Raw genomic sequence first — 7192 nt, forward strand, 5'->3', positions numbered from 1 at the left:
CAAACCAATACCGGCGGACAATTTAAAACTCTATATAAAGAGCATGAAAACGGAGAAATACGCACTAATCTGTGAACGCCAGCTTCGGTCTTAAACCAGCCGTAAGCACGTTTTCCTATTATCCTAATAGTGCATGATTTAATGCCTGCCTCTTCGCCGTTAATCATATTGATTATTTCGGTTTTAAAGTCGAGTCTTTCGGCAAAACGCAAATACATACGCATCATAATAGACGCCCAGTCATGGCTTTCAGTTCCCCCGGCTCCAGCATTAATCTCTAAAAAGCAATTATTACCGTCTGCTTCACCTGAAAACAAACATTCCGTTTCAAATTTGGCAGCAATGATGCTTAAATTTTTTAAGTCCTGTTCAATTTGTGAAAGTGTTTCTAAATCGTTTTCGGCTTCAGCCATTTCTTCAAGTTCTAAAGCATCTTTTAAATTGGATTTGAGTTTATTAAAAGCGTTTAGTTTTTCTTCTAGATTACTTTTTTCTCGCAGTAATTTTTGAGCATTAGCCTGATCATTCCATAAACTAGGATCGGCTGTTAACTCTTCTAACGCGTTCAGTCTTTCAGTTGATGCTTCAACGTCAAAGTGACCTCCAAAGTAGTTCTAAAGACTGCTCAATTTTTTTTACATAATTTTCTATTTCAGCTCGCATGATTTTTTCCTGTTATAAATTTCGATTTTGTTATATATTATCGTGGTTTAGTGTCATCCCGCGACTTGATCGCGGGATCTCAGGACACAGTCTGTAATTACAAGAGCCCGCGATCAAGTCGTGGGATAACAGACAATAAACAAATGCAAATTATATCACAATAATTATGAATCATCAAAAATATATAAGGAACTTCTCAATAATCGCCCATATTGATCACGGTAAATCTACGTTAGCCGATAGGTTAATTGAACATTGCGGCGGCTTGCAGGCTAGGGAAATGAGTCAGCAAGTGCTAGATTCGATGGATATTGAAAAAGAGAGAGGTATAACTATTAAGGCACAAACCGTGCGGCTTGTATATAAAGCTAAAGACGGTAACACCTACTATTTGAATCTAATGGACACTCCCGGGCATGTCGATTTTGCTTATGAAGTTAGTAGGTCACTTGCTGCTTGTGAAGGCTCGTTATTGGTAGTTGATAGTACGCAAGGAGTAGAAGCACAAACGCTTGCCAATGTTTACCAAGCAATCGAGAATGATCATGAGATTGTACTGGTGCTTAACAAGCTTGACCTACCGGCGTCAGAACCTGAACAGGTTAAGCAGCAAATAGAGGATATAATCGGAATCGATGCAAGTGAGGCTGTGCTAATCTCTGCTAAAAGCGGTATAGGGATTGATTTAGTTTTAGAGGCTATAGTAAATAAATTACCTCCGCCAAAAGAAAGTAGTTCTGATATTTTGAAAGCTTTGCTTGTTGATAGTTGGTATGACCCATATCTTGGCGTGGTTAGTTTAGTACGTGTTATTGATGGCTACTTACGTAAGAATATGCGTATTAAAATGATGGCTACTAACTCGGTTTATACCGTTGAGAATGTTGGTTATTTTACTCCGAAAAAACATATTTCGGATGTTCTGCATGCAGGCGAAATCGGCTTCTTTACTGCGGCTATAAAGCAAGTAGCGGATTGTAAAGTTGGGGATACTATCACTGATGAAAAAAAGCCTTGTGAGCAAGCTCTACCGGGTTTTAAACCAAACTTACCCGTAGTGTTTTGTGGTCTTTATCCAACGGATAGCTCGGAATTTGAGCATCTAAAGGATTCACTAGCTAAATTACGCCTTAATGATGCTAGTTTTGAGTATGAAATGGAAAGCTCTTCGGCACTCGGAGTAGGTTTTAGATGCGGCTTTTTAGGTCTGTTACATTTAGAGATAATCCAAGAACGTTTAAGTAGGGAATTCGATTTAGATTTAATCACTACCGCTCCAAGCGTGGTGTATAAAATTCATATGCGGGACGGTGAGAACTTAGAGATACATAACCCGGCAGATTTGCCTGATTTACAAAAAATCGAATCAATGGAAGAGCCTTGGATTAAGGCAACTATAATGGTACCTGATGAGTTTTTAGGTGCGGTACTATCGCTTTGTACGGAAAAGAGAGGGGTGCAGCTTGATCATAGCTATATAGCAAATAGGGCTAAAATAATTTATAAATTACCGCTAAATGAGATAGTTTACGATTGCTACGATCGTTTAAAAAGCTGTTCTAAAGGTTATGCAAGTTTTGAATGGCAAATGGATGTTTATGAACCTTCCGAACTTGTTAAGCTTGGGATTTTGGTTAACGCAGAGGCGGTTGATGCACTATCCACAATCGTACACCGCTCATGTGCCGAGCAAAGGGGGAGGGCATTATGCGTAAGGTTAAAGGATTTAATACCGAGACAGCAGATTGATATAGCAATTCAAGCAAGTATAGGTAGTCGTATTATCGCTCGTGAGACTATTAAAGCCCTACGTAAAGATGTTTTATCTAAATGTTACGGCGGTGATATAAGTCGTAAACGTAAATTACTTGAGAAACAAAAAGCAGGTAAAAAGAGAATGAGACAGTACGGTAATATCGAAATTCCGCAATCTGCGTTTATTGCAGCTTTAAAAATAGGTGATGAATAAAACTTTTTTATTTTATATAAAGAAAACGCTAGACGTTATAATAAAGATTTGTTATAAGGAAGTATCTGAATCTTCCAGATGCTTTTAATATTCCTCGGTAGCTTAGTGGTAGAGCAAACGGCTGTTAACCGTTCGGTTGCTGGTTCGAGTCCGGCCCGGGGAGCCATCCCTCGATTTTTGACAAATTTACGAATGAATCAAACGGCGAATGCAGCATAAAGGCAAGCTTTTTGCCTGTTAATTTAATTGTCGAAAACACAGTTTTTATTAGGCGTCTTTTTCCCTCAGCATTCGACAAAACAAAATATTGATGTGCATTGGCAACTAAATTTAGTACATCTATCATTTTTTCCGTAAAACAATCATCACCTTTATTATGCTCTGCTATCTCTAACATTACTTTATCACGACGTGTTGTTAATTTATATTTATCTTCTTCGTATTTTTCATTTGTAAATATACCTTCTAAAAGTTTACTTCTAAGCTTATCAACTTGTTGAGCGAAATATTTACTCGCCACATTCGCATCATAATTAACGCCGTATTCCATCATTTGGTGTTTGGCAGTCACACCGACACCAAAGTTAAAGCTAGTTTTAGCATGCTTAAAGCTATTAGTCGTAAATGGGCTGTCCATCCCTTGTAACCTAGCATCGATAGCAGGAGTTTTATCTTTAAAGTGATAGTCTAGCATGCCGTAAATTGCAGGGATTAAAACTAGATTTTCTATGTTAATATCTTTTAACATCCTAACACCTGCAAGCCCTTCAATCATATTATACTTCTTCCCTTTAACGATTAAATTTTAGGAAGTCGTACCAGTCTCAGTATATCCTGAATCTCTAATATCGGCATATCTAATCCCCACGGTCGGGGTTAAATTAATCGCTTTCGGAGCTAAATAACTGTAACCGGCTAAAATCTGTCCGGTATATGAACGTGATTTATATTTACCGATTGCCGTTTCATAACTGATCAAATTCTTACCCAAAGCAATATTACGCTGTGAATAATTCTTAACTTTACTATCACCGTAAGGAAGCTATACCTTCAAAAAACCAATTTTTATTTGGTACATTATATAAGCCGTATAAAGAAAATATTGCTCTGTACTTTACTTTTATCGCCGACATTATTATTTTTCTGCTTTACCTTAGTATCATAAGCAACGCCAAGTAAGAAATCATCGCCTACTCAACTATCAAAACCGACAGTACCGCTGGTTGAGTTAGATTTATAACCGCTTAGATTATTTTGTGCCTTTTGAGTACTATTGCCGACAAAAGGACTAGCCCACGTACCGAAATCTACTTCTGTCTCATCACCGGCAGAAATAGAGAATATTTTTAAAGCCAATAGATACGGAAGAAAAGATAAGGGAGTTGTTTGATAAAAATTATCAAGTTCAAGAAGAAAAAATTGATAATATATTTAAGTCACTAAATGAAGAAAATAAGTTTGCGATACTTCGCAGAAATCTAACTAATAAAAGTACCTCAGAAATAAAAAATATAGTTGAGAAAATAAACAGAATGCAAGTTGATATAGGTAAAGTATTGTTACTCGGTAGTGTAGGAATAGGTAAAACCACGTTAATGCATTATCTATCTTATAAATGGGGAAAAGAAAAACTGTGGAACGACAAATTTGATTATGTATTTAGAATCAGGTTAAAGGAATTGTTAAGCAATTGGACAGTACGTTACGGTACTAATATAGATGACGATACACTAAGTTGTTTTGTCCATTATTGTTTAGATTCTAAAGATATAAAACTTGAAGATATAAAAAGCATACAAGATAAAGATAGGATATTATTACTACTGGATGGTTATGATGAGGTAGCGTTTTTATCACAGAGTAATCGTGATTACCGAGATATTATGGATTCGGTATTTTAGTATGAAAATATCGTAATGAGTTCTAGGCCTAATGCGGTTATAGAAGAAATGAGCAACAGGTTTGAGCAGAAAGTAGACAATACAGGCTGGGATAGTGAGGGAATAGAGCAATATGTACATAAAAATTTTGAGTATGATAAAGAGCTTGGAACACCATTAAAAATCTTTTTGGATACTCATAGCCAAATAAAAGAAATATGTGAAGTTCCTATCAATACTGCATTAATATGTTTGGTTTGGAGCGATCAAGCAATAAGGGATAAATTTCAAAAAAACAGTAATAAAGATTTTAATATAAGTCGTTTATATAGTGAAATAATAAACTGGCTTAATAATAGGCATCTAGAAAAAAACCAAAATAAATATAAAAATAAAACAGAAGCTAATAATCACTTAAAAAACAAAATGAGTTTTTTAGAACAAATAGCCTATGAGTCGTTTGTTGCAACAGGGAAGTGAGTAGAGAACAAAGTAGTAGAAAGCAAGAAAGATATATTAGATATAGACGAAGTTATAGAACAAGGGCTATTAAGAAGAGAAGGGCAAAATTTTCAATTTATTCATTTAACATTTCAAGAATATCTAGCTGCATGTTATTTAAAAAATCAGTTAGCAGATAACAACACAAAATACACAGCAGCAAATTTTATAGGTGTGCATCGAAACGATCCGAAATATCTAATGACTCTGAAGTTTCTAGCAGGGATGGTAAGTAATGAAAATAATCAAGAGTTAATAGAAATATTTTGGGAAGCTGTAACATGTAATGTTGATGGAATATTAGAGCTAGGAATTGAAAGAAAGATTATACTCTTAATGCATTTATTAGCTCAAAGCAAAATTAACGAAAAATTTAATAGTAGAATACCGTATTTAAAACAAATACAAGAGTTGATAGATGAGATCGTACTAAAAGATATTACAGATTGGGAACAACATATAATCGGTTTATTAAAAGTTGATGATACGCAATTAAAGAAGTTAGTATTACAAAAATTGGCACATATATTAGATGAGACGATAGACGAGATGGTAATACGAGAAAGTGTAAACACAATAACATCATTATTAAATATTTGGGAATTAAATAGATGTGTAAATATAATATTGATTAAAATAATTAATACTATATCTGATTTAGATGAAGAATTATTAAAACAAGTACAAAAGTTACAAAATAAATCTTTAGTTATTACTAGCATGATTGAGATAGTAAAGGTAAAACCTAGTTTAGCAAAAGAAGCATTTAGTGTTTTAAAAAAGCTGATTATTGATCATAATATTGAAGATTTTATTAAGTGTGAGATTGCTAGTAGTATGGCAGAAATAGTAAAAGTGATGCCATCAGAAGAAATAATTACTGGATTGAAAGAGTTACTTAATAATCCTAACTGTTATGTCAGATATGCAGCTGTTTGGAAGTTGAGTCGAGATAATAGAAAGAAAGCCTAATATAGCGATAGAAGTATTTATAGGGGTAAAAGAATTGATTATAAATTCTAACATTGATAAATTATATTAGGTGTGAAGCGATTATGAATTTAGCGGGAATAGTGGAAGTAATACCTCATCTAGCAGAAAGAGCATATAGTATTTTAAAAGGGCTACTACTTAATAAGCCTTACTACAACGCAGATGTCAAATATGCAGCTGCTGTAAGTTTAATTAATATAATAAATGTGAGATCATTTGATAAAGCTAGTTATAAACAAGTTAATAGGTTAATAAAAATAATTGATCTACATAGAACTCAAAATTTTGATAAGGATTTATATTTAGAAATAGACGCCAAAACCACTCTACACACAATAACTGATTATATCACTCAAGAATATGAAAAAAGTAAAAATCCTGAAGTAATAGAATGATTTATTGCGAGTTTTAACGAATTACCGGATGTAAGCGAAACGTAAATCTTTTTAAAAGAAATATGTAAAAGCATATTAAAAAGCGGTGTGATAAATGAGTTAGAGAGTAAGTTTATTTTAAATGGTATAAAGAAATATAATTTTACTTTTACGGTATCGGTTAGTAAAGAACCAGGAATAGAAGGCAAGATAATATTTGAAGATAGAAACTATGAAATATTTACAATCGATAATTCAGCAAGCAAAATAGTAAGTTTAGAGGAGTTTGTAACTAAATTACTTGCAGAAACAGACGATCCGTTAGCAGAACAATATAAAACACATAAACCTCTATTCCTAAACAAAGGATTAGCTCTTAAAATAGCAGCAAGTGATATTAATTACGTAAGTAGTATTACAAATGAAAATACCAAACTTTTTACTGAAAAATATCTTTTATCTTATGCAGGTGATAATAAAGATAAGTTCGTAATGTTGTTAGAAAAAAGAAGTATTTTCGGTGATCATCTAATATATAAATTTGGTGAGGATAATTTAAAGAAAATAGCCACTATTTATCCGGCAGAAATTAACACAGAACTAAGAGGACAACTATTTAACGAACTAGCAGCCCAAGAACAATGTGATTGCTTTATTAAGAATGAAAAGCTTAAGCCTGAAGAAGAGAAACAGATATTTAAACATAGTAGTAAGCTGAAGTTTGCAAGTGAAATAATTCAAGATGCAAAAATAAGGTTGAAAACCAGTAATTTTAAATTACTAGATGCCGGGGCAAATAAAAGATTAGATGC

6 protein-coding genes, 1 tRNA gene and 3 pseudogenes are annotated in these 7192 nt (G+C 33.6%); 7 read left to right on the plus strand and 3 right to left on the minus strand.

Annotated elements, in window-relative coordinates; translation table 11 throughout:
* Positions 1 to 663: pseudogene (locus O6R16_RS07520) on the minus strand (PCRF domain-containing protein); the annotation flags it as partial.
* A gap of 166 nt (positions 664 to 829) precedes the next feature.
* Here O6R16_RS07520 and lepA point away from each other — a divergent pair.
* Together lepA and O6R16_RS07530 are read left to right on the plus strand one after the other, a co-directional pair.
* Positions 830 to 2632 carry a translation elongation factor 4 gene (lepA, locus tag O6R16_RS07525; protein WP_499680660.1) on the plus strand — a complete coding sequence of 601 codons (1803 nt, stop codon included), beginning with the start codon at positions 830 to 832 and terminating at the stop codon, positions 2630 to 2632.
* A 91-nt stretch (positions 2633 to 2723) separates the two neighbouring features.
* A tRNA-Asn gene (locus tag O6R16_RS07530) sits at positions 2724 to 2798 on the plus strand.
* Here O6R16_RS07530 and O6R16_RS07535 read toward each other — a convergent pair.
* Together O6R16_RS07535 and O6R16_RS07540 are read right to left on the minus strand one after the other, a co-directional pair.
* Positions 2757 to 3623, minus strand: a pseudogene (locus tag O6R16_RS07535) (autotransporter outer membrane beta-barrel domain-containing protein). The gene O6R16_RS07530 and the pseudogene O6R16_RS07535 overlap by 42 nt on opposite strands.
* Positions 3624 to 3826: 203 nt before the next feature.
* Positions 3827 to 3988: an autotransporter outer membrane beta-barrel domain-containing protein gene (locus tag O6R16_RS07540; protein WP_499680661.1), complete on the minus strand. Its 162-nt coding sequence runs from the start codon at positions 3986 to 3988 to the stop codon at positions 3827 to 3829.
* Between the two features lie 26 nt (positions 3989 to 4014).
* On the opposite strand from O6R16_RS07540, the gene O6R16_RS07545 reads away from it, so the two are divergent.
* The 5 genes and pseudogenes from O6R16_RS07545 to O6R16_RS07565 all read left to right on the plus strand — a co-directional run.
* Positions 4015 to 4533 carry an NACHT domain-containing protein gene (locus O6R16_RS07545; RefSeq protein WP_499680662.1) on the plus strand — a complete coding sequence of 173 codons (519 nt, stop codon included), beginning with the start codon at positions 4015 to 4017 and terminating at the stop codon, positions 4531 to 4533.
* Positions 4534 to 4548: 15 nt separating this feature from the next.
* Positions 4549 to 4992, plus strand: a complete 444-nt coding sequence (locus O6R16_RS07550; protein WP_499680663.1) for a hypothetical protein — start codon at positions 4549 to 4551, stop codon at positions 4990 to 4992.
* A 195-nt stretch (positions 4993 to 5187) separates the two neighbouring features.
* Positions 5188 to 5985: a HEAT repeat domain-containing protein gene (locus O6R16_RS07555; RefSeq protein WP_499680664.1), complete on the plus strand. Its 798-nt coding sequence runs from the start codon at positions 5188 to 5190 to the stop codon at positions 5983 to 5985.
* Between the two features lie 83 nt (positions 5986 to 6068).
* Positions 6069 to 6401, plus strand: a complete 333-nt coding sequence (locus tag O6R16_RS07560; protein ID WP_499680665.1) for a hypothetical protein — start codon at positions 6069 to 6071, stop codon at positions 6399 to 6401.
* Positions 6402 to 6488: 87 nt separating this feature from the next.
* Positions 6489 to 7192, plus strand: a pseudogene (locus O6R16_RS07565) (hypothetical protein); the annotation flags it as partial.

The organism is Candidatus Rickettsia tasmaniensis, assembly GCF_036857515.1.
In the GTDB taxonomy this organism is placed as follows: Bacteria; Pseudomonadota; Alphaproteobacteria; order Rickettsiales; family Rickettsiaceae; genus Rickettsia; species Rickettsia rickettsii.

Coding starts and splice junctions, on each gene's coding strand:
- O6R16_RS07560 (WP_499680665.1), top strand. CDS start 6,069: ATGAATTTAGCGGGAATAGTGGAAGTAATACCTCATCTAGCAGAAAGA.
- O6R16_RS07550 (WP_499680663.1), top strand. CDS start 4,549: ATGAGTTCTAGGCCTAATGCGGTTATAGAAGAAATGAGCAACAGGTTT.
- lepA (WP_499680660.1), top strand. CDS start 830: ATGAATCATCAAAAATATATAAGGAACTTCTCAATAATCGCCCATATT.